Origin of the sequence: Pseudoalteromonas rubra (assembly GCF_005887095.1) — a bacterium.
Taxonomy (GTDB): Bacteria; Pseudomonadota; Gammaproteobacteria; order Enterobacterales; family Alteromonadaceae; genus Pseudoalteromonas; species Pseudoalteromonas rubra_E.
In genome coordinates this window covers 31,386-56,100 of record NZ_PNCI01000037.1, presented here as the reverse complement: position 1 = coordinate 56,100, position 24,715 = coordinate 31,386, and the positions used below count along the sequence as shown (strand labels likewise).

At 49.1% G+C, this 24,715-nt stretch carries 26 protein-coding genes; 20 read left to right on the top strand and 6 right to left on the bottom strand.

Annotation, left to right across the window (positions count from 1 at the left end; genetic code table 11):
- Window positions 1-57 precede the first annotated feature (57 nt).
- The gene (locus CWB99_RS16130; protein ID WP_138550031.1) at window positions 58-2,634 is read right to left on the bottom strand and encodes a flagellar hook-length control protein FliK; all 2,577 of its coding nucleotides are present in this window, start codon (window positions 2,632-2,634) and stop codon (window positions 58-60) included.
- 104 nt (window positions 2,635-2,738) lie between these two features.
- On the opposite strand from CWB99_RS16130, the gene ccmA reads away from it, so the two are divergent.
- The 11 genes from ccmA (at window position 2,739) to CWB99_RS16075 (ending at window position 11,045) form a co-directional block, all read left to right on the top strand.
- Window positions 2,739-3,362: a cytochrome c biogenesis heme-transporting ATPase CcmA gene (ccmA, locus tag CWB99_RS16125; protein ID WP_082078843.1), complete on the top strand. Its 624-nt coding sequence runs from the start codon at window positions 2,739-2,741 to the stop codon at window positions 3,360-3,362.
- Complete coding sequence (gene ccmB / locus CWB99_RS16120) at window positions 3,362-4,048, top strand: heme exporter protein CcmB (RefSeq protein ID WP_046003892.1); 687 nt, start codon at window positions 3,362-3,364, stop codon at window positions 4,046-4,048. Before ccmA ends, ccmB begins: the two co-directional genes overlap by 1 nt.
- Before the next feature lies 1 nt (window position 4,049).
- On the top strand, window positions 4,050-4,787 hold the full coding sequence (locus tag CWB99_RS16115) for a heme ABC transporter permease (protein WP_125720824.1): 738 nt from the start codon (window positions 4,050-4,052) through the stop codon (window positions 4,785-4,787).
- Window positions 4,788-4,789: 2 nt separating this feature from the next.
- Window positions 4,790-4,993: a heme exporter protein CcmD gene (gene ccmD / locus CWB99_RS16110; RefSeq protein WP_054015643.1), complete on the top strand. Its 204-nt coding sequence runs from the start codon at window positions 4,790-4,792 to the stop codon at window positions 4,991-4,993.
- The gene (gene ccmE / locus CWB99_RS16105) at window positions 4,990-5,469 is read left to right on the top strand and encodes a cytochrome c maturation protein CcmE (RefSeq protein ID WP_138550032.1); all 480 of its coding nucleotides are present in this window, start codon (window positions 4,990-4,992) and stop codon (window positions 5,467-5,469) included. The genes ccmD and ccmE overlap by 4 nt, the downstream gene beginning before the upstream one ends.
- 1 nt (window position 5,470) lies before the next feature.
- Window positions 5,471-7,426, top strand: a complete 1,956-nt coding sequence (locus CWB99_RS16100) for a heme lyase CcmF/NrfE family subunit (protein ID WP_138550033.1) — start codon at window positions 5,471-5,473, stop codon at window positions 7,424-7,426.
- Complete coding sequence (locus tag CWB99_RS16095) at window positions 7,426-7,998, top strand: redoxin family protein (RefSeq protein WP_138550034.1); 573 nt, start codon at window positions 7,426-7,428, stop codon at window positions 7,996-7,998. Before CWB99_RS16100 ends, CWB99_RS16095 begins: the two co-directional genes overlap by 1 nt.
- Entirely contained in the window at window positions 7,995-8,468 is a 474-nt protein-coding gene (locus tag CWB99_RS16090; RefSeq protein ID WP_138550035.1) for a cytochrome c-type biogenesis protein, read from the top strand. Before CWB99_RS16095 ends, CWB99_RS16090 begins: the two co-directional genes overlap by 4 nt.
- A complete protein-coding gene (ccmI, locus tag CWB99_RS16085) occupies window positions 8,465-9,739 on the top strand; it encodes a c-type cytochrome biogenesis protein CcmI (RefSeq protein WP_432760836.1) in 1,275 nt (424 codons plus the stop codon). The genes CWB99_RS16090 and ccmI overlap by 4 nt, the downstream gene beginning before the upstream one ends.
- Window positions 9,740-10,471: an MlaA family lipoprotein gene (locus tag CWB99_RS16080; RefSeq protein WP_138550036.1), complete on the top strand. Its 732-nt coding sequence runs from the start codon at window positions 9,740-9,742 to the stop codon at window positions 10,469-10,471.
- Window positions 10,472-10,715: 244 nt separating this feature from the next.
- The gene (locus tag CWB99_RS16075) at window positions 10,716-11,045 is read left to right on the top strand and encodes a hypothetical protein (RefSeq protein ID WP_138550037.1); all 330 of its coding nucleotides are present in this window, start codon (window positions 10,716-10,718) and stop codon (window positions 11,043-11,045) included.
- A gap of 58 nt (window positions 11,046-11,103) precedes the next feature.
- Here CWB99_RS16075 and CWB99_RS16070 read toward each other — a convergent pair whose 3' ends face one another.
- Together CWB99_RS16070 and CWB99_RS16065 are read right to left on the bottom strand one after the other, a co-directional pair.
- Window positions 11,104-13,155 (bottom strand): TonB-dependent copper receptor, encoded by a 2,052-nt coding sequence (locus CWB99_RS16070; protein WP_138550038.1) that lies wholly within the window; start codon window positions 13,153-13,155, stop codon window positions 11,104-11,106.
- A 179-nt stretch (window positions 13,156-13,334) separates the two neighbouring features.
- Window positions 13,335-14,558 carry an EAL and HDOD domain-containing protein gene (locus CWB99_RS16065; RefSeq protein WP_138550039.1) on the bottom strand — a complete coding sequence of 408 codons (1,224 nt, stop codon included), beginning with the start codon at window positions 14,556-14,558 and terminating at the stop codon, window positions 13,335-13,337.
- A gap of 270 nt (window positions 14,559-14,828) precedes the next feature.
- Here CWB99_RS16065 and putP point away from each other — a divergent pair, with 270 nt between their 5' ends.
- From putP to CWB99_RS16050, 3 genes are all read left to right on the top strand, one after another.
- The gene (gene putP, locus CWB99_RS16060) at window positions 14,829-16,307 is read left to right on the top strand and encodes a sodium/proline symporter PutP (protein ID WP_138550040.1); all 1,479 of its coding nucleotides are present in this window, start codon (window positions 14,829-14,831) and stop codon (window positions 16,305-16,307) included.
- A gap of 559 nt (window positions 16,308-16,866) precedes the next feature.
- Window positions 16,867-17,421 (top strand): hypothetical protein, encoded by a 555-nt coding sequence (locus CWB99_RS16055; RefSeq protein WP_138550041.1) that lies wholly within the window; start codon window positions 16,867-16,869, stop codon window positions 17,419-17,421.
- A 2-nt stretch (window positions 17,422-17,423) separates the two neighbouring features.
- Window positions 17,424-17,750, top strand: a complete 327-nt coding sequence (locus CWB99_RS16050; protein WP_138550042.1) for a hypothetical protein — start codon at window positions 17,424-17,426, stop codon at window positions 17,748-17,750.
- Between the two features lie 93 nt (window positions 17,751-17,843).
- Here the strand turns inward: CWB99_RS16050 and CWB99_RS16045 are convergent, their stop codons facing one another.
- Complete coding sequence (locus CWB99_RS16045; RefSeq protein ID WP_138550043.1) at window positions 17,844-18,701, bottom strand: LysR family transcriptional regulator; 858 nt, start codon at window positions 18,699-18,701, stop codon at window positions 17,844-17,846.
- Window positions 18,702-18,827: 126 nt separating this feature from the next.
- On the opposite strand from CWB99_RS16045, the gene CWB99_RS16040 reads away from it, so the two are divergent.
- Window positions 18,828-19,514, top strand: coding sequence for an FMN-dependent NADH-azoreductase (locus CWB99_RS16040; RefSeq protein ID WP_138550044.1), 687 nt, complete (start codon window positions 18,828-18,830; stop codon window positions 19,512-19,514).
- A gap of 110 nt (window positions 19,515-19,624) precedes the next feature.
- On the opposite strand, the gene CWB99_RS16035 is transcribed toward CWB99_RS16040, so the two are convergent.
- On the bottom strand, window positions 19,625-20,068 hold the full coding sequence (locus CWB99_RS16035; RefSeq protein WP_138550045.1) for a helix-turn-helix domain-containing protein: 444 nt from the start codon (window positions 20,066-20,068) through the stop codon (window positions 19,625-19,627).
- A gap of 216 nt (window positions 20,069-20,284) precedes the next feature.
- On the opposite strand from CWB99_RS16035, the gene CWB99_RS16030 reads away from it, so the two are divergent.
- The 5 genes from CWB99_RS16030 to CWB99_RS16010 all read left to right on the top strand — a co-directional run bounded on the left by CWB99_RS16030 (window position 20,285) and on the right by CWB99_RS16010 (window position 23,829).
- Window positions 20,285-20,584, top strand: a complete 300-nt coding sequence (locus tag CWB99_RS16030) for a helix-turn-helix domain-containing protein (RefSeq protein ID WP_082353206.1) — start codon at window positions 20,285-20,287, stop codon at window positions 20,582-20,584.
- Between the two features lie 302 nt (window positions 20,585-20,886).
- On the top strand, window positions 20,887-21,840 hold the full coding sequence (locus tag CWB99_RS16025; protein ID WP_138550046.1) for a heme-binding protein: 954 nt from the start codon (window positions 20,887-20,889) through the stop codon (window positions 21,838-21,840).
- A gap of 198 nt (window positions 21,841-22,038) precedes the next feature.
- A complete protein-coding gene (locus tag CWB99_RS16020) occupies window positions 22,039-23,238 on the top strand; it encodes a helix-turn-helix domain-containing protein (RefSeq protein WP_138550047.1) in 1,200 nt (399 codons plus the stop codon).
- 72 nt (window positions 23,239-23,310) lie between these two features.
- Window positions 23,311-23,508, top strand: coding sequence for a hypothetical protein (locus CWB99_RS16015; RefSeq protein WP_138550048.1), 198 nt, complete (start codon window positions 23,311-23,313; stop codon window positions 23,506-23,508).
- Window positions 23,509-23,625: 117 nt separating this feature from the next.
- A complete protein-coding gene (locus CWB99_RS16010) occupies window positions 23,626-23,829 on the top strand; it encodes a hypothetical protein (protein WP_138550049.1) in 204 nt (67 codons plus the stop codon).
- Between the two features lie 52 nt (window positions 23,830-23,881).
- Here the strand turns inward: CWB99_RS16010 and dapD are convergent, their stop codons facing one another.
- Entirely contained in the window at window positions 23,882-24,709 is an 828-nt protein-coding gene (dapD, locus tag CWB99_RS16005) for a 2,3,4,5-tetrahydropyridine-2,6-dicarboxylate N-succinyltransferase (RefSeq protein WP_138550050.1), read from the bottom strand.
- Window positions 24,710-24,715 lie beyond the last annotated feature (6 nt).

Below are 24,715 nucleotides of genomic sequence, written 5' to 3'. Positions count from 1 at the left end.
ATGGTCAAAAGTGAAAGCTGCCCGGATATGCCGTGATCCTGACGAGTAAAATTTGGGTTACACCTGAATACTCACAATGGCGTGGCTGTCGTAAAAACGCTTCACCTGAGAGGCATCTTCGCGCAGCGCTATCTCCCCCACCTGAAGGCCGTGTGCGGCCAGCTTGCTGCGCAGTGCATCCAGGTGGGGCTGGGCCAGCTGGCAAACCGACGCGCTGTCGCCAACAATCTCGCAGTCGACGGCTTTGTCCATCAGCTCCGCTTGTACACTTAACTGGCCAAGCTTGGCGTAATCAAAATTGAGCCGCACAAACCACACTTGTTTTTCCGGCATATTGGCTTTGGCGGGTTTCTTATACTTGCCTATCTGTAGTTCACTCTGGCGACATTCCTGCGGCAATTTGAGAGGCATAAATAAATTGATAAGCAACTGGCTTTCGCTATCGAATTTTTGCGCCAGCGGTTGCGGACTGGCATTGTTGGCCAGATTGTTTTGCAACAGCGCCAGGTCGTCCATTAAACGAGACTGAGCTTGCTGAGTCACCGCCTGAATAAACTGACCGGGAGACGAGAGTTTTGTACCGGGTTGCAGGGTTTCGACCAGGGCCGCAACACGCTGCTCCAGACTGGTTTGCGGCGGTAAGTCCTGGGCTTTGGCAGTAAGCTGAGTACCCAGTAAAGTCACTATTAGCTTGTCCAGTGCTTGCGCAAAACTGCTGTTGGGCAAAGTGGGCTGGATCTGGCTGGCAAGCGCCGGTAACCGTGCAAACAGTTCATGACTGACCTGCTCCGGGGAGTGGCGCGTTTCGTCCATCATTTTACTAAAGGCCTGATGGACCAGGCGCATCAAGTCGGCTGATTGGGGGCTGCGAAATTGCTGTGTCGCAGACAGAGTTTCACTGAGTTGCTGTTGCAGTGGGGGGCCAGATTGTGTCGGTGTTGCCTCTATCTGGCGCAGTGTTTTACTCAAAATCTGGGCGATTGGCAAAGATAAACTGGGTTTGGCCGACGTTGCCTGCTCAGCTTTTGCTGAGCTCGTTTGGCTTGGCTGGTTGTCAGCGGGTTTAACTGCCGACTCGTCGCTCAGTGCCTGTGCCTGTTGCAACTGAGGGTTTATAAGCTGTGCGCTGTAAGGCTTTTGTTGAGGAACCACGGCAGCAAAGACCTGTTGAAGTATCGCCAGGCGTTGCGTAAACGCGCTGGAGTGCTGCGAGGCAACAGCGGGTTTGTCTGGAGTTGCAGGCGCGAGCGCCTGTGCATCTTTGGCTGTGGCAGCAGAGCCGGAGGGCGGTATTGGCGCAGGTGCGTGTGACAAAGCCCTGCTGATTTTACCTGGTTCCTGTGGTGTCGCCCTGGCTGGTGCCGAGCCGGCATTACGTTCAGCGACTGGGCTACTTGAAGATGATACAGGGGTTTGCACGTTACCTTTAGGTGTAGCCTGCTTAGTGATGTTAGTAAATACTTGCTCTACGTTATCCAGTAGCTGTAAAAGAGGTTGGCTGTGTACCGGTGTCATGCTTTTTAGCACCAGCGCGGCATTGTTGGCTGCAATCTGAGGTAAAGTCGCATTGGGTGATTTTGCAGCCGTGGCTAGCGGCTGAGTGGCAGTCGGTGCTTGAGAACCCTGAGCTTGTTTGGTGTTGAAAAAGGGCCTGGACAGTAGCTGACCCAGGGCTTGTTTAACCGTCTGTTTAATGTCTGCCATTGATACGTTGAGCAAAGGTTTGTCGTAGCTGAGTGTTGATTTACTGTCAGACGCAGGGCTAGTGGCTTTTTCCAGCTCAGTGGCAAAGCGATGTGTGGCCAGTTTGGGCAGGGCCTGCTGTAAAGGCGTGGCCAGTTTTACCTCAGTTGATTGCCTGGCTACGCCGATTTGCAGTCCGTCCGGCTGGGCTTTGAGCTGAGCATTGAACCAGCTGTTGAGCTTCAGCGCACTCTGGGCTTCAGGGGTTTTCACTTCAACCTGCTGGTTGGCAAGCTGCAATGTGGCACTGCTGCGACCAAGTTTAATCTTGGGTTGCTCCTGATTGCCAAGTTGCGCCAGTAAAGAAGTTAGTTTGTGTTTACTAACTGGTGCTTTCATCAGCTCATCGCCAAAGGCATTAAAAATCTGTAGCAGCAAGTTATTCTGCCGTGCACTGAGATTGGCGACGAGTTTATTCTCTTGTTTGAGCAAGTCTGCCAGGGCAGGGGGAACCGGCAGTGCCAGGCCGATTTTTTCCAGCATTAAAGTGGATTGATTGCTGCCTTTAAGCTGCGCGTCCAGCTGTAACGCACTTTGTCCGCCAAGCCCTTTGATCAGACTCAGCAGGCTCAGCAAAGTTTGCGCGGGTTTGATCTGTAATTTCAGTTCTGGGGTGCTGACCGTCAGCAGTGTGCCGTCGGCACTGAGCTTTACCTCGGCTTCGGGTAATTTCAGCGGCTGCTGCAACTGGCTCTGGCTGGCCAGTCGTACGCCTTGCCAACGGCCATCTATCGTCACCTCCATTTGAATGCTGTCGGGTTTGATCACCAAATTGCGGGCATTGAAGGTCTGCTCAGTCGCTGCGGTAGTGTTTGCTGATGACCCGCGTTCATTCAGCTGTGATGTGGCCAAATGTGCATTGTTTTGAATAGAAATCGTCGGCTTATTCATTATTTTAAATCAAATTTTCGTTGATCGGTCGCATCCAATTATTCGTATTACCCTACCATTATGATAGACTAACGCCCAATTTTTTAGCGTCAGAGAGTCGCGCCTTGCTAGAGATTAAGTCCGTCACGTGTGTAAAACAGGACCGCTGTTTATTTGAGTCATTGAGTTTTTCGCTTCAGGCGGGTCAGATCATGCAAGTTGAAGGCCCAAATGGTGCAGGTAAAACGTCTTTATTACGTATTATCGCGGGGTTTGCCCGTGCCGACGAAGGCCAGATCTGTTTTGAAGGCCAGGACATCAGTCGGGATTACGACACTTTCGCCGAGTCTTTGCTATTTATCGGACACAAAACCGGTGTAAACCAGCAATTGACTGCCTATGAAAACGTTCTGTACTGGTTGCAGGTGCATGGTTACGGCGCCGACGAAGAAGAAATCTATACCCTGTTAGGCCAGCTTGGCCTGGTTGGGCTGGAAGACGTCCCCGTGCGGACCCTCTCCGCAGGTCAGCAACGTCGGGTCGCTCTGGTGCGGCTATGGTTGAATAAAGCCCGCCTGTGGATCCTCGATGAACCCTTTACTGCGCTCGACAAAAAAGGTGTCGCGCTGCTGCAACAGCAGTTTGAATCGCACCTGGCAAATGGCGGCGCTATTTTACTGACTACCCACCAGGATCTGACGACTCAGTTCAGCTCCCTGAAAACCCTGGCTCTGGAGTACCGCCATTAATGAAGGTTGAGCATTCTTACTGGCATTTATTTGTCGCTGTTTATCGTAAAGATGTGACTTTGGCTTTTCGCCAACGCGCCGAAATCGTAAACCCTCTTCTGTTTTTTCTGATAGTCATTTCGTTATTTCCGTTGGCAATTGGACCCGAACCGGCCTTGCTGGGGCGCATGGCTGCAGGTATCATTTGGGTAGCCGCGTTGCTGTCGACCATGCTGGGTTTGGACAAGCTATTTCGCGATGATTATGCCGACGGATCGTTGGAGCAAATGATAGCTTCACCCTATCCTATGTCTTTGTCTGTGCTGGCCAAAGTAGCCGCACACTGGACCATCACCGGATTGCCTATGGTGCTGATGGCACCGTTATTTGCGCTGTTGATGAACCTCGACAGCCAGGCACTTGGCGCAACCATTCTGACTTTGTTGATTGGAACGCCGTTGTTAAGTTTTATTGGCGCCATAGGCGCCGCATTAACCGTGGGTCTGCAAAAAGGCGGTATTTTGATGAGTCTGCTTGTTTTGCCTTTGTATATCCCGGTTCTGATTTTCGCAACCTCTGCCATTGATACCGCCAGTATGTCGGTCGCTTATGGCGGGCAACTTGCGATCCTTGGTGCCATGCTGGCCGTTGCCATTGTCACGGCGCCAATTGCCATATCGTCAGCTTTAAGAGTGAGTGTAAGTTAAAATGTGGAAGTGGTTACATCCCTATGCCAAAGCGGAGCGTGCTTACCAATTGTGTAACACCTTGCTTCCGTACTTTGTTACCGTAACGGCGGTTTGTATCGCCGTAGGATGGATTTGGGGCCTGGCGTTTGCTCCAGCCGATTATCAGCAAAAGGACAGCTATCGCATTATCTTTATCCATGTACCGTCGGCTATTTTGTCGATGGGGGCGTATTCGTCTATGGCGATTGCCGCAATCGTAGCGCTGGTGTGGCAAATTCGTAATGCTGAACTGGCCGTGATTGCCATTGCTCCGGTTGGCGCGGCGATGACCGCCATTGCCCTTATCACTGGCGCTGCCTGGGGTAAACCTATGTGGGGTGCCTGGTGGGTATGGGATGCGCGCTTAACGTCTGAGTTGATCCTGTTGTTTTTGTACTTTGGTGTATTGTCTTTGTATCACGCCTTTGAGGACAAAAAATCCGGTGGCAGAGCGGCCTGTATTCTGGCCATTGTTGGGGTGATCAACCTGCCGATTATTCATTTCTCTGTTGAGTGGTGGAACACGCTGCACCAGGGCTCAACCATCACCAAATTTGATACCTCTGCCATCGATCCGTCTATGTTATGGCCGTTGCTTATCAATATTTTAGGATTTGCCGCCTTTGTTGGCGCGCTGTCACTGGTCCGTCTTAAAAACGAGATCCTTCAGGTCGAGAAGCACCGCCCCTGGGTGCGCCAGCTGGTTAGTCGAGGTTAAGTATGCAGTTTGAATCTTTGAGTGACTTTTTTCACATGGGCGGTTACGCCTTTTATGTCTGGCTATCCTTTGGTAGCTGTGCCTTTATCCTGCTGGGCTTGGTATGGGCGTCTTTGAACGATGCCAAGCGCATCAAGCGTGAAGTGGATGCACAAATGAAGCGTGAAGCACGTATCAAGCAGGCCCAAGAGGAGGCTAAAGCATGAACCCAAGACGTAAAAAACGCTTATTTGCCGTATTAGCCGTGATATTCGGCATCGGCTCAGCAGTTGGTCTGACTCTGTATGCGTTACAAGAAAACATTAACCTCTTTTATACGCCCAGCGAGCTGATTGAAGGTAAGGGCCCCGACAAAGAGCTGCCTTATATCGGGCAAAAGCTGCGCATCGGCGGCATGGTTGTGCCTGGCAGTGTGGATCGAGTTGAAACCTCTCTGGATGTGACCTTTAAACTCATTGATACCGGTCCAATGGTCACTATCAAGTACCATGGTATTTTGCCAGACTTGTTCCGTGAGGGTCAGGGGATTGTTGCCCAGGGCACACTGGTTGAACCTAACGTGATAGAAGCATTTGAAGTGCTGGCAAAACACGATGAAGAGTATATGCCAGCCGAGATAGCTGAAGCCGTGAAAGGGATCAAGCACGAAAAACCCAAATATAATTTAAACAGCGAGAACTAGTATGATCCCTGAGATAGGTTATTTTTCATTGGTTCTGGCCATGGGCCTGAGCCTGCTGTTGTGTATTTTTCCTCTCTGGGGCGCTTATACCGGCAACTTACGCCTGATGCGTACGGCGCCTTCACTGGCCATTGGTCAGTGTCTGCTGGTTTTGTTTTCTTTTGGTGTACTGATTTATATCACACTCACCGATGACTTTACTGTGGCTTACGTAGCGCATCACTCTTCCAGTACCTTGCCCTGGTATTACAAGGTCACATCAACCTGGGGTGGCCATGAAGGCGCCATTCTGTTGTGGTTGGTGATGCAGGCAAGCTGGACGGCGTTAGTTGCCATGATGTCTAAATCTCTGCCCTGGGTGCTGCGCGCGCGCGTACTCGGTGTGCTGGGTTTCCTCGGGGTTGGTTTTATGCTTTATACCCTGTGGATGTCGAGCCCGTTTGAGCGTTTGCTGCCTTACTACCCGGTGGAAGGCCGCGATTTGAACCCATTACTGCAAGACCCAGGCATGATCATTCACCCACCTTTGCTCTATATGGGGTATGTGGGGTTATCTGTGTCTTTCTCTTTTGCAATTGCCGCTCTGTTAACTGGCAAGCTGGATAATACCTGGGCCAAATGGTCGCGTCCCTGGACTATGGCCGCATGGGGCTTTTTGACTTTAGGTATTACCATTGGTAGCTGGTGGGCCTATGCTGAACTGGGCTGGGGTGGCTGGTGGTTCTGGGATCCGGTTGAAAATGCCTCTTTAATGCCCTGGCTGGTGGCAACCGCGTTGTTGCACTCGCTGGCTATTACAGAGAAACGCGGCGTGTTCAAATCCTGGACTGTTTTATTAGCTATCGCCGCATTTAGCTTGTGTTTGTTAGGCACCTTTATCGTTCGTTCCGGCATCATTGTATCGGTACACGCCTTTGCCACCGACCCCGATCGTGGTTTGTTTATTCTGTCTTTCCTGGCCTTAGTGGTGGGCGGTAGTCTGGCACTTTATGGATTACGTGTAAGCCAGGTGTACAGCGAAGGCCGTTACAAGCTTGTTTCCCGTGAAGTCGGGCTGTGGGTGAATAACATCTTCCTGGTTGTGGCAACCCTGATTGTATTGCTGGGCACGCTGTTGCCAATGATCCATAAAGAGCTTGGGCTGGGTTCCATCTCCATTGGCGTACCTTTCTTTAACCAGATGTTCGCCATTCTGATTGTGCCGTTTGCCATCTTGATGGGCATGGCGCCTATGCTGCGCTGGAAGCAGAACAAGTTGCCTCCGCTGGCTAAAAAATGGGCCGCTATTTTTGTTGCCACTATTGTGATCACCAGCGCCTGGCTGTTCTCCAGCTTTGATGACATCAGCATGCTGACTTATCTGGCGACCGCACTGGCGGTATGGATCTGTATCGCCACTGTGGTTGACCTGGTTGAAAAAGTGAGCGTTCACCCAAGCACGGCTCAGGGTTTGAAACGTCTGGGCATGAGTTATTGGGCGATGGTGCTGGGTCATGTAGGTATTGCGTTTGTGATTGCCAGTGTGACCCTGACGTCTGCGTATTCAGTTGAACGCTCAGTGGTGATGACAAAAGGTGAAACCGCAACGTTGAATGAGTACGAGTATCGCTTTGAAGGCGTGAACGAGATCCGAGGCCCTAACTATGGCGGCCATGCCGGTGAAGTCACCGTATTTAAGGACGGTGAATATGTCACCTTGTTGCATGCAGAAAAACGTTTGTACGATGTGGGTATGCAGTTTATGACCGAAGCAGCAGTTGATGATGGCTTCTTCCGTGACCTGTATCTGGCGCTGGGTGAGTCCATGGGCAATGGTGCCTGGTCACTGCGTATTTACCATAAACCTTACGTTCGCTGGATGTGGCTGGGTGGTATTCTGATCTCCCTGGCTGGTTTTATAGTGCTGGCCGATAAGCGTTATCGTCGTCGCAAGCAACCCTCTGTGGAGCACGCATAATGAACAAGAAGTTTTTAGGCCTGGCGCCACTGCTGATCTTTGTATTGTTGTGTGTGTTCTTGTATCAGGGCTTGTTTGGTAACCCCAGAGAGCTGCAAACCGGCCGCCTGGGCCAGACTATGCCGGCGTTCGAATTGCCCGATCTGATGGATGAGCAAAAGCGCTGGACCGATCAGGACTTGCTGGGAGAGGTGTACCTGCTGAACGTGTGGGGCACTTGGTGCCCGACCTGCATTGCGGAGCTGGGTTATCTGACCGAGCTGCGCGAGCAGGGCGTGCGGATCATCGGTTTGTACTACGAGCAAGCCTATGATCCCGACTTTGGAGATCAGTTTGATATTAACTACCTGCGTGCCGACGTACAGCAAATGCTGTCGCGTGCAGGTGACCCTTACCAGTTTAATATCCTTGACCTGGAGCGCACTCTGGCGCTGGACTTAGGGGTTTCGGGCGCGCCGGAAACCTTCCTGGTAGATAAAAACGGTAAGATCATTTTACACCACACCGGCGACATTAATCCGCGCGTGTGGCGCAGCAAATTTGCTCCGGCAATTCAGGAGTTGCAACCATGAAAAAACTAATGCTGGCATTGGTATTACTGGCAGGCCTGTGGTCGCTCAGTGCCCATGCTGTTGAAGACAAATACCAGTTCAAGAACGCCGAACGAGAGCAGACCTTTAAAGAGCTGGTGCAGGAACTAAGATGTCCTAAGTGTCAGAACCAAAACATTGCGGACTCTGATGCAGTAGTCGCCAAAGACTTACGCGACCGCGTGCTGGACATGGTTCAGGAAGGCAAGTCTAAGCAAGAAGTCATCGACTTTATGATCGACCGTTACGGTTACTTTGTTCACTACCAGCCGCCCGTTACCCCGGCCACCATTGTATTGTGGGTGATGCCTGTGGTGATCCTGGTGTTGGGTTTTGGCTTTATCGTGTTCAGACAGAAAAAAGCAGCACGTAAGCAAAGCTGGAGCCCGGAAGATGAACAAAAACTGGCAGAGCTAATCAAACAAAGCCAGCGTAAGGAGCGTACTTCATGAATGACATGATGCAAATGTGGGGCATGTTTGCGCTTCTGACTGTGCTGGCAGCTTTGTTCGTAGTCATGCCGTTTTTCCGTCGTGACAAACTGGTCGCTGTGGACCACGATGCCAATGCCGAGCGCATCGACATTTATCAGCAGCGTTTACAGGAGCTGGCAGAAGAGCTGGGTAATCAGCGTATTGACCAGAGCAGCCATGATGAATCTGTACTGGAGCTCAAGCGCCGATTGCTGAACGAGTTGTCACCGGAGCGTACGCTGGATACACGGGGTAACAACCTGGTGCTTGCCGCGACGGGTGTGGCATTCCTGCTGGTCGTCAGTGCGGTATTTTACTCCTTCACGGGCAGTCAAAAACAAATCGCCGACTGGTACAAAGCGGTTGATATGTTGCCCGAGTATGGCCAGCGTGCGGTGATGCAAACGGGTGAGCCGCTCAGTCCGAATGAACTTCAGGCATTTGCGCTGGGGCTGCGTACTAAGCTGGCAAACAGTGGCGACGACGCAGTGGCCTGGATGTTGCTGGGCCGAGTTGCTATGTCACTAAACGATTTTGAAATGGCCATGCAGGCATTTGATAAAGCACTGGCAATGCAACCGGATAACAGTAATGTGAAGGTCAGCTATGCTCAGGCGCTGCTGGTTGAGGGCTCTGAAAACGCCATGAACCGCGCCGCCCGCATGTTGTCTCAGGTACTACAACGCGAGCCACGGAATATCGATGCGATTTCCTTGCTGGCGCTGATCGCCTATGAGCGTCAGGACTGGAAAGAGTCTAAAGCGGCTTTCGAAGTCTTGCTTGCGAGCATGACTCAGGACGACCCGCGTTACGCGATGATCCGTCAACGTATTACTGAGCTGAACGAGAAGTTGGACTCAGCACAAGCCTCACAGCCAGCAATGCCGGCTGATGGGCTGCAAGTGACAGTGACACTGGCAGACGAGTTAGCGGATAGAATACCTGCAAACGCAACTTTGTTTGTCTTTGCCAAAGCGGCGGAAGGTCCGCCAATGCCATTGGCGGTTGCCAAACTTACAGATTTTAACTTGCCATTGAGTGTCAATTTGGACGATAGTATGGCGATGATGCCTAACCTCAAGCTGTCAGGGTTTAAAGAAGTGATTGTTACAGCACGTATTTCAGTGGATGGCAACGTGGCTCTGCAGAGCGGTGAGCTTGAAGGCGCGACTCAGAGCATCACGATGACCCCAGAAGCACAGCAGGTTTCGGTCACTATCAGTCGTGTTATAACCAGCACAGGAAGCTAAATGTATAAAAAACTCGTTGGCGCCGCTTTGGCGCTAATTTTATCAGGGTGTGCGCAAGTCCCCGAAGAAAAACAAGACCCCCGAGATCCACTACAGTCGCTCAACCGGCCGTTGTACGACTTTAATATGGATGTTCTGGATGCCTACATCTTACGTCCTGCAGCGAAAGGGTATATTGCCATTACACCGGCACCGGTGCGCAGCAGTATTGTGAACTTCACGACTAACCTTGCTGCACCAACAGATGCCGTGAACGCCGCCCTGCAGGCCAAACCGGGCGATGCGGGCGTCAATGTTGCGCGCTTTATGGTGAACACAACCGTGGGTATTTTTGGCCTGTTTGATGTGGCCAAGACGCTGGGCCTGGAACACAAAGATGAAGACTTTGGTCAGACATTGGGTGTCTGGGGTATTGGTGACGGTGCCTATCTGATGATCCCGGGTTATGGTCCGTCGACGGCTCGTAACCTCACCGGTGATGTGGTCGATAACGTTGTGCTACCAGAAATAGCACTGTCTACGCCGCAAACTATTCTGGTATTTGCGCTGCGCGCCGTTGAGGCAAGAGCCAGCCTGATGTCGCAGGAAAAGCTCCTTAATGAGTCGCTCGACCCATATATTTTCCTTAAAGACGTGTATTTTCAGCGCCAGCTGTATGAACTCCATGATGGCAACCCGCCCGTTGAGGAGGAACCAGAAGAGTTCGATGAGGACTTCCTCGAGAATCTGTAGCCTTTTATCAAGCCGGTCAGCATTCGCTGACCGGTTTTTTTATTATGATATTGCAAATAGACTTTTCCTTTCTGAACGGCCTTTGTGCCAGGTATTTGCCTAGTTGACCCTAAAAGGGTAACTTCATTAGGTGAACGAAAAGCACACAACATGCTTTATCATATCCGGGCGATGAGTGCGCAACGGTCATGACAGTGTTTCAGGTTGGCTGTGTGCTCGGATTGTCCGCCCTAAAAGGAGCTTAATGATGGAAAATTCAAATGCAGGTGCCATTGTCGTGTTTATTGTGGCGGCGTTACCCTGTCTGGTAGGGGCATATCTGATTGGGGTAAAGCACTGTATGTTTTTAATCGCAGGGTGGGATCCGGATAAATATCATAGCCATAACGCCATTGCGCAAATCTTTGGTTGGGGGTTATTTGTTGGCGGCCTGATGATGAGTGCCGCAGCCTTGCTCGATTATCTTGGCCTGTTCGGTGAAGAGCAGTCCGCTATCCTGATTTTGGCAGGCGCAGCAACGGTGATAGCAACGGGGTTTTACTGTAACGTTAAATTTCGTATCAAACCGGAGTAATGCCAGGCCGATGTGGCAGGAGAGCCTGGCTTAGTCAGGCTCCCATGACGCTGTGAGATTAAAAACGCCAATTCACATTGGCCCACAGCGTGCGGCCCGCTTCGTTGACTTTGTCTATCTGCGCATAGCCGCTGACCATAGCGCCGGCGCGGCTGAGGTGTTCTGCGTAAGCCTTATCCAGTACATTATCGACCCCAAGGCTAAATAGCAGTTCATCTGAGTGGCTATAGGACACATTCAGTGCCAGTGTGCCAAAGCCATGACTGGGTCCAACGTCCTGACCTGCAATGTTGCCCTGACCGATGGCAACGCGGTTCTGGCTTTTTACAAGACGCCATAAGCCACCAAGCTGCCATTTATCCAGCGTGTAATCCATAGCAAAGCGTGCCTGCAGGGGAGGCTGTTGTGCAAGGGCCGTATGATCCGTTTTATTGCTGCCGCGCACATAATTGATACTGGTGGTGAAATTCAGTCGTTTGCTGAGCTCCATTCGGGTTTCCATTTCGAGGCCCATGGTCTGAGCGTCTATATTGCGGGTAACCGCCAGAGTTTTGTCCATCACCTCATAGCGATTGTCGGTCAGCAGATAGTCGTCAATGCGGTTGTAGAACAAAGAAACGGACGTTGTCATGCCGGATTTTTGCAACATCCAGCCGATATCCAGTTGATTGGTTTTCTCCGTTTCTAACAAAAAGGCACTCATGCTGTCCACGGCGCGACGTCCGCCACCCATTAGTTCCCAGTAATCCGGAAAGCGTTCGCTATGACCTGCGCCAATATAGTAGCTCATGTCTTCATGCTGGACCTGATAGCGCGTAAATCCACTCCACAGGGTGTCATCACGTGTTTCGTTCGCCGTTGGGTTGGTCATTGGCATCATCATGGAACCAAGTTGTTGGCGCTTATCTGTTGCAGACCAGTCATCAAGTCGTAATCCGCTCACCCATTGGCTGCGCTTCGGGCCTTGTGTACTGAGGGCATATTCTAGTTCGCCAAATAACCCGGTCTGTTTAAATTCGGCATTGTTGCGCCGCGGCAGGGCCTCGACGGGCATGACTGGCTGGTTCATGCTGACGCGGATACGATGGCGGTTTTGTTGGTGATCGACGCCATAACTCAATGTATGTTGTGTATTAATAGCCGAAGTGAGCATGATTTTACCACCCCAGGTACGACGGTCCGGGTTGGATGAAGTGGGGTTTTTCATCATCATATTCGGGGTAAATGGTCGCAGGCTATGGCTATCCATGATGTGATCTATGTTGTTGTAATACACATTGGCTTCCAGTGCATTGACAAACCCTGTCAGTTCACTCAATTCAACGTTCAGCGCAACGTGATTTCTATCGAACTTGCTGCCATCCATCATGCGGTCGGCATAGGCGACCTCGCCATCGCTGCGACCAAGGCTCAGGCTATAAAGGCTGTCGTCGTCCGGAGTGTAGGCAAACTCGGAGTCGAGGTTCCATTTATCATACGCGGAGTGAATGGAATTGCCTTCGCCGTCTTCATAATCATCGGCGTCGCTCTTACTTGCCGCAATACGGGCATAGTAGTCTTCTGTACCGCCTTTTACATCGGCATTCACCATACGCTTACCAAAACTGCCTAAGGTTGCGTTGGCAAAGCCTTGCCAGCCTGTCTCACTCAGGCGCTCCGATTCACGCTCAAAAATCACGGTAGCGGCGCTATTACCCGGGCCGTACAATACGGTTTGCGGACCCTTGATAACGGTCAGGGTATCGTAGGTTTGCGGTGTGATATAGGCCGTGGGCGGGTCCATACGGCCGCCGCAGCCACCGAGTGTCAGGCCACCGTCGGTAATAATATTGAGGCGCGACCCGGCCATTCCACGAAACACAGGATCGCTGCTGGCGCCGCCTTTTTTAACCAAAGAGAAACCGGCAATGCTGGATAACAGATCGGCACCATCCTGTGCAGGTAAAGGTTGTCTGGGTGCCTTTGGGTCGGTTTTAATGTCTAGAGGGCTATGCATAGGGGCGATCACCACGATGCGTTCAAGGTTATCTGTGTGTGTGTCGTGTTGTGCATCCTGGCTATGTGCAGAAAAGGCGGCCGTTACCGCAAGCCAAATAAGGTTTCTGGTCATGATTCATCCCAAAGTGTTTTCACGTGTTTGTTGAGAGGAATTTTACTTGCCAGACAGATGCTTGGGATGTGACAAATTGTCGCACTTGCACGGATTTAGAAGAGGATATTAGAAAACATTGACCTGAAACAAAAACAGCCCCCGAAAAGGGGGCTGTTTGGTATAAGCTACTGACAGTGCTATATCGACATCACTTCCATTTGTTGGTCGCACCACTGCAGCGCTTCATGGTAATAATCTGGCAGCAGGTCCGGATCCAGGCTCAACTGCTGCGCCAGTTCATTCGCCCCTTGCCAGTTTGCCTGTTCATACAACTTGATAAGCGTCAGGTAGCTGGCGAGTAAGCCTTCTTGTTTTAACAAGGCATCTTTGATCTCAATGGCCAGTGGCAGCTTATTCATAACGCTGTCCATGCTTTCATCTAAGATGGCGTCCATCAGCGACATCATGCCCGCGAGAAAGGCCATGCCAGTGTCTTTGAGCTTTTTGTGCTTAACCGCCAATAGTTCAGCAAAGCGTGCGCGAGTGAGTGACAGGCGCACCAACTCCAGCGGTTTCTCTGAGGAAACCTGTGACGCAAATAGCAAAGATAAAAACTTTTTAAGCTCCTGGTTACCCAACACCACCAAAGCCTGCTTAATGGTAGAAATTTCGGCGCGGCGTTTAAACGCGGCTGAATTAGAGTAACGTAGCAATTTATAGCTGAGGTTAACATCGCGCTCGAATACCTGGGTAATACGCTTTAAATCAACGTCGACGCTTGATGTCTCGTATAGCAACTCGGCCAGCGCCATCTCTGATGGCGGTAAGGTTTTACTTTGAACCACTTCGGGTTTAGCAAAAAAGAACCCCTGGAAGTAACTAAAACCAAGTTCCAGTGCTTGCTGGTATTGCTCATGCGTTTCGACTTTCTCTGCGACTAGTTCAATATTCTTAAACGGTGCAATGGCTTCCTTGATCTCTTTAATGGTTTCTATATCCGTGGTCAGGACGTCGATTTTGATTTGGTCGATAAACGGATAGAAGTGTCGCCACACTTTTTGGTGCTGATAATCGTCCAGCACTATGGTATAGCCTTTACTTTTAAGATCCTGCACGGCGGCAAGCAAGCGCTTGCCCGGCTGCACTGTTTCAAGGATTTCCACAACCAGCTGCTCACGTCCCATCATCGTGGGGTAGCCTTTGAGCAAGGTTTCCAGCGTGAAGTTGATGTATGCGGGTTTGTTGTCGGTCAAATCTTCCAGGCCAAAGTTAAATTGACTGCCTTCGATCAATCTGGAGGTCGCCTCAGAACCATCAATTTCCGGGAAGACATTATCTAACCCGTCGCGAAACAACAGCTCGTAACCCACGAGTTCTTTGTTTTTGTTTAGGATTGGCTGCCTGGCGGCATAAAAATACATGAAAGATACACCTGACTGAATACTTCTACTGCACAACAATATAAGGCAATCTCAGGCTTATTTCATTAATTAATTCAGCTTGTTTCAGCTTTTGGTATTAAGGTATGAGCGGATTGCGCGCAAATCATGCTCAGTTCACCCCGTGTAACTTGGGTGGCGATCTTTGCCATGTTATAGTGGTCCTTTCGCAATGGCTTTTGTCCCAATCTCAGCTAAGAAAATAACAGCATCTGATATTGTGGAGAGGAGCCCGGACTAAAGGAGGTAATTTTGGAAACTGGCACTATGATCTCACTTGCCATGTATTTCATCGCCATGCTGGGTATCGGACTGTATGCGTATCGTAAGTCAACCAGCGACGTGTCGGGTTATATGTTGGGTGGCAGAAGTCTTCCACCTAGCGTTGCAGCCCTATCTGCGGGTGCCTCGGATATGAGTGGCTGGATCCTTATGGGTCTGCCAGGCGCCATGTTTGTCAGTGGTTTCAGTAGCACCTGGATAGCTATCGGCTTGGTAATAGGTGCCTTTTTAAACTATTTGTTGGTGGCACCGCGTTTGCGTGTTTACACCGAACTAGCCAATGATGCGATCACCATTCCAGACTATTTTGCTAATCGCTTTGAAGATAAAGGCAATGCGTTGCGTATTGTTTCGGCGCTGGTGATCATTATTTTCTTTACCCTATATACATCAGCAGGTGTGGTGTCGGGCGGTAAACTGTTCGAAAACTCCTTTGGCATGAGCTACGAATCTGGTCTGTATATCACGACGGGTGTGGTGGTCTTATACACCTTGTTCGGCGGATTTTTGGCGGTTAGCCTGACCGACTTTGTGCAAGGGTGTATTATGTTCCTGGCGTTAATTCTGGTACCCGCTGTGACTTATTCATTGTTGGACAACCCGCTAAGCGTCACACTCAACGACATTAATCCTCAGCTGCTTACCTGGGTTGGTGCGGGTGGTGCAATCGGCATCATTTCTGCGATGTCCTGGGGACTGGGATATTTTGGCCAGCCTCATATCATTGTACGTTTTATGTCGGTACGCAGCGTAAAAGACATGCCCACGGCACGACGCATTGGGATGAGCTGGATGCTGGTGGCAACGGTGGGCGCGATCACGACAGGCCTGTTTGGTGCGGCTTACGCACACGAAAATGGGATTGTGGTCGAAGATCCGGAGACAATTTTCCTGATCTTATCTGAGCTGCTGTTTCACCCCTTGATTGCTGGCTTTCTACTTGCGGCGATTCTGGCTGCCATTATGAGTACCATTTCTTCGCAGCTATTGGTGAGCTCCAGTTCCTTGACGGAAGATTTCTATAAGATCTTCCTGCGCAAAGATGCCTCAGACAAAGAGCTGGTGCTGGTTGGCCGGATTAGCGTTGCGCTGGTGTCACTGTGTGCCATTTACCTGGCCTACGACAGAGACAGCACGATTCTGAGCCTGGTCAGTAATGCCTGGGCTGGCTTTGGTGCTGCATTTGGTCCTCTGGTACTGCTAAGTTTATTCTGGAAGCGGATGAACTTTGCCGGTGCACTGTCGGGCATGATAGTCGGTGCTGCAACAGTATTGTTCTGGATCTATGGCCCAGTGACTATTAATGGTCAGCCGCTTAGCGCGCTAATTTATGAGATTGTACCTGGATTTATCGCCTCAGCAATTGCGATTGCAGCGGTAAGCCTGGCAACCTCTGAGCCGAGCACTGAGATCACAGACAAGTTTGAGGAAATGCAAACCGCACTATAAGTGTTGCACCCACATCAATAGCCGCGGTTTGTTGACCGCGGCTTTTTTGTGCCCGAAAGGTATGCTCTGATTACGTTGAGGGCCGAATTAAACTTACGATCGGGGTTGTTATGAGTGTTGCAAATCGGCGGGAGAGAGCCCGGTTTATCGTTTTGTTGTTCCAATTTTTCTAATTTTCCTTATCATGAACGGTATCGTGATTCGGTCAGTATTAAGCTTTTTGGCCAATGTCATGGTGTACGAGATCATCCGCAATTCAGTGAATTTAAGGCAATTAGTGCTTGTTACTATATGGCAATAAGGTTAACATGTGCGTAACCTTAGTGGGTGGTCCTTTCATTTCATTAGAAGGACGGAAAATATGAAGTTTTTTATAAAGAGCTTAAATAATAAATCAAAAATGACCCAGCTAGAGAGAACTCCGGGCCTGAGCACTGAAAGTGCACGGCTAGTGGCTGGAGGAAATGGCGGAGGAAATGGGTCGCAGCCCCGCGCACAGAGACTTTCTCCCGAAGCTGAGTTGGTTACTGGCGGGTAAATAGTAGGGTTTTAGCCGAGCATGAATGAGTTTTTTCAAGTTACTGGATGGATCATAACAGGATTAGAGCTGTTTATTGTTTTATTCTTGCTTTACAGTTTTAAGCAGTACCGTTTTGCTTTATTTTTTGGTGGTAAAAACACCTTGAAAAAGCAAGATGATCATGAGCTGCATTCATGCTTTCTTTCCTCCTTGGCGATTCTTGTGTTTTACACATCCAGTTCGAGTCTTGGAAATTATATTCTAAGTATGCCTTTTGAATTGATACAAATGCGTCAAGTTTATTACTTCGCTTTGGTGTGTACTGGTGCTGCGTTTATGACCGTATTATATTTATTGCATGCCATCCGGGGTTGTAGCTTTTCTACCACCGCCCGTGTTGTGGCATATATTGCGGTTGCATTAATGTGTATGAACTTTGCTCAGTTAGTTCTGCGAGGCTACTTGAACAGTGATATATTGTTCGATGTATATGGCCCGTTTGTGGTGATTGTGAATGTGATTACCTTTGTGACTTTAGCCAAATACCCATTTTACAAGCTAATGGAATCAAGACTTGCCAAAGGAGAGGTATAATCATGGAATTAATATTTATCGGCGGTTTGTTAATTGTAGTGGCACTCATTTTTATGCTCGCCATGATCGTAAAGGGAGCAAGGCTCAGACCATTTGAGCAGCGCTTTAAGTCGCTGATCATAGTCGCTAAAGACGATGATAATGAAGTGGAAGATAAATACGCTGAAGCCTATGAAATCGTTATGGAGTTTGGCGACTTACTGGCAGCGGAAAAGAACCTGGAGCAATATTACGGCGTTAAAGACATATACGATCGTGTTGAAGAATTCCGGGCGGAAAACCACCAGATAGCCAAACAAGAAAAAGTCACACTTAAGCTTGTTAAGTGAGCAGACTTGCCAGCCCCAAGCGGTTGTTTAGTTATAACCGCTTTACGTAATACCCATCTGATTCAGTCCTCAAGTGCGCCCCTACGACTCGGTTCAGGATAATATTAATTCCTGGACCCACGCTATAAACTTCTTTGCATTATCTGTCTGGGAGCGGGTTTTCCCGGGAATGTAGTAACATAATTCCGAGGCTATACCTGTACTGCTTATGGGCCTTAGCTGACCCATTGCGCACAGCCGACGAGTGAGCGTTTCTGAACAAAATACCCATGCCTGCTCCGCAACTGCCTGCTGTACGCAGAATAGTTCCTGATCAAACTCCCGGATCTTAAAATCCGCTTTATTCAAACCGTTTTCAGCCAGCCAGGCCTCGAGTGGTGGTTTACACAGTGCCGGGTTTTTCCAGCGGGTGCTATAGATAACCGGACGGGTGTCGGAGGTTCTGAGTGACTCAAGGCTCTGATGACCAAACAGATTGTAGTGTTCCACGTTCAGTCTGTCCCCGGCCTGGACCTCTTTGATATTCCCCAGCCTTATCGGGATTGTATGTGGCTGACTATCCATCAGCTCTCCGCTGGCAATTTGCACCACAATGTCTGGATAGTGCTGATTGAACATATAGAGTTCCGGAAGTAATACCTGTGCTGCAAAAGAGGAGGTGGTGGTTACCCGGACAACCTCATTAAGTTGTCTGATGCTCGCCAGTGCCGTTTCTATTTGTGTAAACCCCTCGGTTGTGGCTGTTGCCAGCAGTCGGCCTGCATCGGTCAGGACTATCTTTCTGGTCTGGCGGATAAACAAGCTGACATTAAGACGGTCTTCAAGCTTACTAATATGATGAGAAATCGCGGTGGGTGTTAACGCCAGTTCTTCTGCGGCGTGTTTAAAGCTGCTATGACGTGCAGCAGCCTCGAATGCTCTGAGCGCCTGTAAGGAAACATGTAAAGCCAAAATCAACGTCCTGAATAGAAGATTATAGATGATTTTAACTCATCCATAGGTGCAATAGTATCGTTTGTTCAATAGTGCGCTGTGACGCACACTATATTGCGTTCAATAATCAAAAAGGTCACTCTTATGAGCACAATATTACATATTGATTCCAGCGTCAGAGCCATCAGCAATGCAAACCCATCGCACAACTCACTGTCAAAGCGCATTGCGCACAGGTTTATAGAAACCTGGCAAAACCAGGGGGTGATAGATGAGTATATATATCGCGATGTTGGTATTCATCCACCACAGTTTATTAATCAGGACTGGATTGGTGCAGTGTTTACCCCTGAGCAAAAAAGAACAGAAAGCCAAAAGCAGCAGCTGGCGCTTTCTGATACGCTCATCGACGAATTGGCACGTGCAGACATTGTTGTGATTTCTACCCCCATGTACAACTATGGTATGCCAGCACAGCTAAAAGCCTGGTTTGACCAAATTATTCGGGTTAACAAAACATTTGACTTTGACCTTAAGCGTGGTGACTTTCCGTTACACCCATTAATGTCTGGAAAAACCTTGGTTGTTATTGCCTCATGCGGGGAGTTTGGCTTTGGCAAGTCAGAAATTCGGGAAAGCAGTAATCATCTCATGCCCCATTTACGCACCCTGAGCCGTTATCTTGGAGCGGACTCTATGCATGAGATAGTCAGTGAATATCAGGAGTTTAACGATAAAAGGCACGAGATGTCGCTTGCCAGCGCGTATGAGAGTGCAGAAAGTTTGGCGTTATCACTAGTATGTGCTGAAGAACTCGTGTCAACGGACTGAACACAAGCCAGTAAGCCATTGCGGTCAGTTAAGTAGAAAGTGGTCGCTTTGGGTTACTTTTGCTTTTTTTCAATAACAACCTTTAAAAGCGCTTTTTCAGGCCAATAATACTAGGCTCGCCTTTTTTCGTCGTGTGCGGCACTGCTTTGCAAAAGTAAAGGTTTCAGGTCGCGCAGGATAATATGTCCATAGTCCTGATAACCGGCCTGTGTACCAGGTGTAAACCATTTCATATGCGCAATAAACTCAAGTGAACTGGCAATACTGTTGATCAGGCTCTGTTCCATGTCAGTCTGGAATACCAAGGGTGGCTGCGCCGTGGCTTGCGGTGCTGAGTGGGTCTGCTGCTCACCGGTTAATAACCACAGGGCACTGTCTTTAGTCACCGGGTGTAAAAAGAACTTGCTGACCACAGACAAGGTTGGTTCCCTTACATCTTTTTCATACTTTCGATACGAAGCAGTAGGAATATCCAGTATTTCTGAAAAGCCAACCTGAGAATACCCCAAGTTGATACGTAACTGTTTTAATCTTGTAGCAAAAGTATTTGACATATGACCCAATCCGGTTAATTATTTATCCACCTGACCCGTTCAGACTACATGACTCTTAGTCAAATGTCTAACCGGGACGAAAAATAAGCACTTGAACGACAACAAAATCAGCTAAGTGTGAAACTCAAGACCTGTGTTAAGGGGCTTACTCGCCAAAGGCTGAAACTCTATGTCTGGGTGTGTAATACACTGTGATTGATAATAAGCGGATATGTTATGACTACTGTTAGAAGAAATGAATCTGTGCGTAAAGCACACACAATAGCAGCCAGGAAGCAAATTCAAACTGCGATCCGTCGCCTGCGCAGAGAAATGAACTTAACTCAGGCTGAGCTAGGTAAGAAGCTTGTCACACCCGTTGACCAGGCAACCATCTCTAACTGGGAGTGCGGTAAGTCAGACTTATCAGCCTGTCAATTACTGGATATTATGATGATTTTTGGCCAGCCAAACTTTATGAGTTTGCTGGAGCAAGGGGCACAAAGCGATTTAGTCGACGAAAAGCAGTCGGCCTGACGCATTAAATCTCTGATAGCATATCTATCAGCCAGGTCCCCTCAGCTAACATATCGTGTTGTCGGGGCACGCTCGTGCCCTGTTTTTATTTTTTTATTCGTCTAATCTTCATTCCTGTACTAGCTTTGCTGTGGGAGCAAGGATCCTTTAGCCGTCGTTGATTGTTTTCGACTGCCTGTTCACCTTTGTATGTCCGGACAAACTGAAAGGCTTTCCTGCTTGCAGTCCCATCCGTCATGCGCCTGTCACTATTGGGGTTGTTAGCGACTTGGGCGCAATCAAGCAAGTACAAGGAGCTCATTATGTCGTCACCTAAATCACAGTTGGGATTTGATCAGAACCAACGTAAAATTATTATCGGAGAGCAACAAGATTCAGAGCTGGGCCCGTTATGCCATCTGCCCGGTAGCTGGCAAAATATTGGTAACCTGCAAGGGCATGGTTGGAACATGATCGCCTTGCCTTTTGCTGCGGGTGATCTGGATTATCGCCTGTTGATGAACCAGTATGATGAAACACTGACTTTCAATCTGGTTGACAAAGGCGTCCCAAACAGGGGCATCCCGGACGACCAATCTGTTGCCACACTCGATTACACCCAAATTATCAATCAGATTGCGGCGGATGATTTCCCACAGTCAGGCCTGGCAGGCAAGCCAGGGCTGGCTATCCACCATGAGCCTGGATTGTGGCTGCATATGCGCGATCAATTGACCGATGAGCTGGATATTGCTCGCTTGTCGAGTATTCCTCATGGGGATGCGGTGATCGCATTGGGTAAGAGTGCGCAGTCTCACTCTGGATTCGAAATTCCGGCGCTGAGTGGATTACCTATTGGTGTAGCGGGGGATATTGATACAAGCCCTTATCTGGCACCCTATAAACACTTCAGGGACCATCCGTTTGAAGGGGTATTTGACCCGACTCAGGCAAATGCGCTGTTACAAAAGGCAATTGCACCTTTGCTCAGAGATGGCAAGGTACGAAATACAACCAAGCTGGAAGTGCGTTCAACCGCGGCATCGGGGTCAGTAAACAATATTCCATTCGTTACTCGCCAGGCGAACGCAGCAGAGATGCACTCTACATTCTGGATTTACGAGCTGACAGAAACCGACTCAAATGGTAATCCCAAGCTCTGGCTACAGTATTCTCAAACGGTGATCCTGGATTTCTTTAATCGCAAAGACAGACCAGGTGAATTGATCCGCTGGCCTCATATCAGTATTAACACACTGGAAAAGGTACCCACTTAATTTAGTGCTTTAGTTTTATACTGGTAGAACACCTTGTTTCGCAGTGCCATTTTCTCATTCAGTTTATGACGAAATGGCACTTTACATAGTGCCTTGCATTTTCGCCAATAAGGGAACACACTATGTGAAAATAATTAACAATAAAGCCACACGCTAATGACCCGCAACGGGGAATGGCTTTGATGTGGATAAATTAAGATGTTTACACTGGTCATATTATCTTTGGGCTGCCTGCACGGCCTGTATCTCAGTTATGAGCTCATCCGTAAAAATACAGCGAATGATGCAAACAGAATGCTTGCCTTGTGTATCCAGTGTTTTGTTGCGCTGCTGTTTTTTATTTTGCTTGATGAAAGCGGCGCGTTTAACTACGTCCCTCATTTGATAGGTTTTCAGGAACCGGTTACTTTTTTATTGGCGCCTTGTTTTTATTACTATGTAGGCAGGTTAACTTCGCCAGCTTACCTTCCTTTTGTACGCACACACCTGCTGCCATTTTTCATCGCTGTGCTGTGCGCCGTGCCTTTTTATTTACTTGATGCTCAGAGTAAATGGCAGTTTTTGTATGGTGATCTGTATGCGCCGGATTTACCCGCTTGGTATCTGTCCTGGTACGAAAATGTGTTTGTTTTTGGGGCTATGATCCAGGTAGCAATTTATCTGGTTTTATCATGGCGTCGACTTAGCACCTACCAGATAGTCTCAGAAAATAACTTTTCGTCACTTGAGCTGATTAATCTGAACTGGCTGCGGCGACTATTGATCATGCTCGGCTCGCTATACGGCTTATGGTTTCTCGACGAGGCCATTGAAGTTAATGCCATGGCCTGCATTGATCATGGCACCGGTATAGGGTGTCACTACGACTGGTTAATCGGAGAGCGGGTATTCTTTTTCTCCGAGCTGGGCGTTGTGATTGTGTTTTACCTGATGAGTTACTATGGTTTGCGTCAACCAGAAATATTTATTCAAAGTAATCAATATGTTGTGGCATATGAACCTGAAGCAGAAAAGTACGTTAATTCGGCACTTTCTGAAACGCTGGCTGCTGAGCTTTGCAGGCTGATTGAACACCAGGTTCAGGATGAAAAGCTCTTTTTAAATCCGGATCTGACACTGCATGATTTGGCCTGTGCAAGTGGACATTCACGGCACCATGTTTCTCAGGCAATCAACCAAAGTAAAAAGGTCAGTTTTTTCGATTTCATTAATCAGCTGAGAGTGACACATGCTCAGGCGCAGCTGCTTGCGCACCCGAACAGGAGTGTTCTGGATGTGTCGCTGGACAGCGGCTTTAATTCGCGCTCAGCGTTTTATGGGGCGTTCAAACGATATACCGGAGTAACGCCAGGGGAATACCGAAAACAGCACAAACAGCTCGCAGAAAAACTGTCCTGATCTGTCGAACAGGACGACTAAAGTAAGTTGTCGCATCAGGATGTCATTGTTATTTCGATGGAGAAAACAACAATGACAAGACAAGTTCCCAGTCAGCAATGGCAGTTGTCCCACTTGCGATATCGACAACTGCCGGCTGCTCAGCACGCGCCTTCCGATGGTCTTATCTTTGGCCATGCTTATCAGCAGAGCGCCTCAGCCAGAGGTGCTAATCAACCACTGGAGGTAGCCGAATACGTCCAGACTATGTGCAACGGAGGTGTATTGTGACAATACCCAACCTCCCTTTTGTAACTGCTGTCTATGTTTCGCTGAACACCGCAGTGGTCTGCGCCAGCTCACCGGAAATGGACCTGGAGCGTATTACGGTTAGCGGCAGTCAGAGATATGCGAGTTCATAAAATCTATCCTTTATCAAACAGCGAGTTAACGGTTTTCTTTGAAGTGTCCAATGTCCTGAACTTTGACAATGAATGCTGTATCGAACGTACAAGTTATACGGTCAATGAGCTGGGAAAACTGCTTAAAAAAGAAGAGCGGGGTCACTGGTTACCTATTATCCCGTCGTTTGGCGTTAAATGGGAGTTCTGAGGTCACAGTCACAAAGCCCGGTTACTATGCCGGGCTTTGAGTTCACAGCTTATTAATCCTGTACAGAGCGAAGCAGGGCGTTAATCCCTACTTTCTCACGGGTTTGCTGATCCACTTTTTTTACGATAATGGCGGTATACAGGCTATGCGTACCATCTTTGCTCGGCAGTGAGCCAGGCACCACTACCGCACCGGCTGGTACCCGGCCATAATGGATCTCACCAGTTTCGCGGTCATAGATGCGGGTACTCTGTGAAATATACACACCCATAGAAATCACCGCCCCTTCTTCCACAATCACACCCTCAACAATCTCGGAGCGGGCGCCGATGAAACAGTTGTCTTCAATGATGGTTGGGTTGGCCTGTAATGGCTCCAGTACACCGCCAATGCCCACACCACCTGACAGGTGCACGTTTTTACCAATCTGTGCACATGACCCTACGGTCGCCCAGGTATCAACCATGGTCCCTTCGTCTACATACGCGCCAATATTGACATAAGACGGCATCAGCACCACGTTTTTACCGACAAAGCTGCCCTGACGTGCGACGGCGTTAGGCACGACGCGCATACCACCTTGCTGAAATTGCTCTGGTGTATAGTCGCTGAACTTAAGCGGGACTTTATCATAAAACTGGTTGACGCCATCACGCAGAGGCTGATTGTCGCGGATGCGAAATGACAGCAACACCGCCTTTTTTAGCCACTGATGTACAACCCACTCACCGCTGATCTTTTCCGCAACCCGGGCTGCGCCTGAGTCCAGCATGGCCAGCGCATCAATAATGGCATTTTTAACCTCAGGAGACACATCACTTGGCGTGATGGTATCGCGTTTTTCCCAGGCTTGTTCAATAATGGTTTTTAAATCCGACATAGTGTC

Bases quoted from the DNA above. Each gene is read 5' to 3' on its own strand.
- CWB99_RS16130 (WP_138550031.1), bottom strand. From the start codon at position 2,634: ATGAATAAGCCGACGATTTCTATTCAAAACAATGCACATTTGGCCACA.
- ccmB (WP_046003892.1), top strand. From the start codon at position 3,362: ATGAAGGTTGAGCATTCTTACTGGCATTTATTTGTCGCTGTTTATCGT.
- CWB99_RS16115 (WP_125720824.1), top strand. From the start codon at position 4,050: ATGTGGAAGTGGTTACATCCCTATGCCAAAGCGGAGCGTGCTTACCAA.
- ccmD (WP_054015643.1), top strand. From the start codon at position 4,790: ATGCAGTTTGAATCTTTGAGTGACTTTTTTCACATGGGCGGTTACGCC.
- ccmE (WP_138550032.1), top strand. From the start codon at position 4,990: ATGAACCCAAGACGTAAAAAACGCTTATTTGCCGTATTAGCCGTGATA.
- CWB99_RS16100 (WP_138550033.1), top strand. From the start codon at position 5,471: ATGATCCCTGAGATAGGTTATTTTTCATTGGTTCTGGCCATGGGCCTG.
- CWB99_RS16095 (WP_138550034.1), top strand. From the start codon at position 7,426: ATGAACAAGAAGTTTTTAGGCCTGGCGCCACTGCTGATCTTTGTATTG.
- CWB99_RS16090 (WP_138550035.1), top strand. From the start codon at position 7,995: ATGAAAAAACTAATGCTGGCATTGGTATTACTGGCAGGCCTGTGGTCG.
- ccmI (WP_432760836.1), top strand. From the start codon at position 8,465: ATGAATGACATGATGCAAATGTGGGGCATGTTTGCGCTTCTGACTGTG.
- CWB99_RS16080 (WP_138550036.1), top strand. From the start codon at position 9,740: ATGTATAAAAAACTCGTTGGCGCCGCTTTGGCGCTAATTTTATCAGGG.
- CWB99_RS16075 (WP_138550037.1), top strand. From the start codon at position 10,716: ATGATGGAAAATTCAAATGCAGGTGCCATTGTCGTGTTTATTGTGGCG.
- CWB99_RS16070 (WP_138550038.1), bottom strand. From the start codon at position 13,155: ATGACCAGAAACCTTATTTGGCTTGCGGTAACGGCCGCCTTTTCTGCA.
- CWB99_RS16065 (WP_138550039.1), bottom strand. From the start codon at position 14,558: ATGTATTTTTATGCCGCCAGGCAGCCAATCCTAAACAAAAACAAAGAA.
- CWB99_RS16055 (WP_138550041.1), top strand. From the start codon at position 16,867: ATGAATGAGTTTTTTCAAGTTACTGGATGGATCATAACAGGATTAGAG.
- CWB99_RS16050 (WP_138550042.1), top strand. From the start codon at position 17,424: ATGGAATTAATATTTATCGGCGGTTTGTTAATTGTAGTGGCACTCATT.
- CWB99_RS16040 (WP_138550044.1), top strand. From the start codon at position 18,828: ATGAGCACAATATTACATATTGATTCCAGCGTCAGAGCCATCAGCAAT.
- CWB99_RS16035 (WP_138550045.1), bottom strand. From the start codon at position 20,068: ATGTCAAATACTTTTGCTACAAGATTAAAACAGTTACGTATCAACTTG.
- CWB99_RS16030 (WP_082353206.1), top strand. From the start codon at position 20,285: ATGACTACTGTTAGAAGAAATGAATCTGTGCGTAAAGCACACACAATA.
- CWB99_RS16025 (WP_138550046.1), top strand. From the start codon at position 20,887: ATGTCGTCACCTAAATCACAGTTGGGATTTGATCAGAACCAACGTAAA.
- CWB99_RS16020 (WP_138550047.1), top strand. From the start codon at position 22,039: ATGTTTACACTGGTCATATTATCTTTGGGCTGCCTGCACGGCCTGTAT.
- CWB99_RS16015 (WP_138550048.1), top strand. From the start codon at position 23,311: ATGACAAGACAAGTTCCCAGTCAGCAATGGCAGTTGTCCCACTTGCGA.
- CWB99_RS16010 (WP_138550049.1), top strand. From the start codon at position 23,626: ATGCGAGTTCATAAAATCTATCCTTTATCAAACAGCGAGTTAACGGTT.
- dapD (WP_138550050.1), bottom strand. From the start codon at position 24,709: ATGTCGGATTTAAAAACCATTATTGAACAAGCCTGGGAAAAACGCGAT.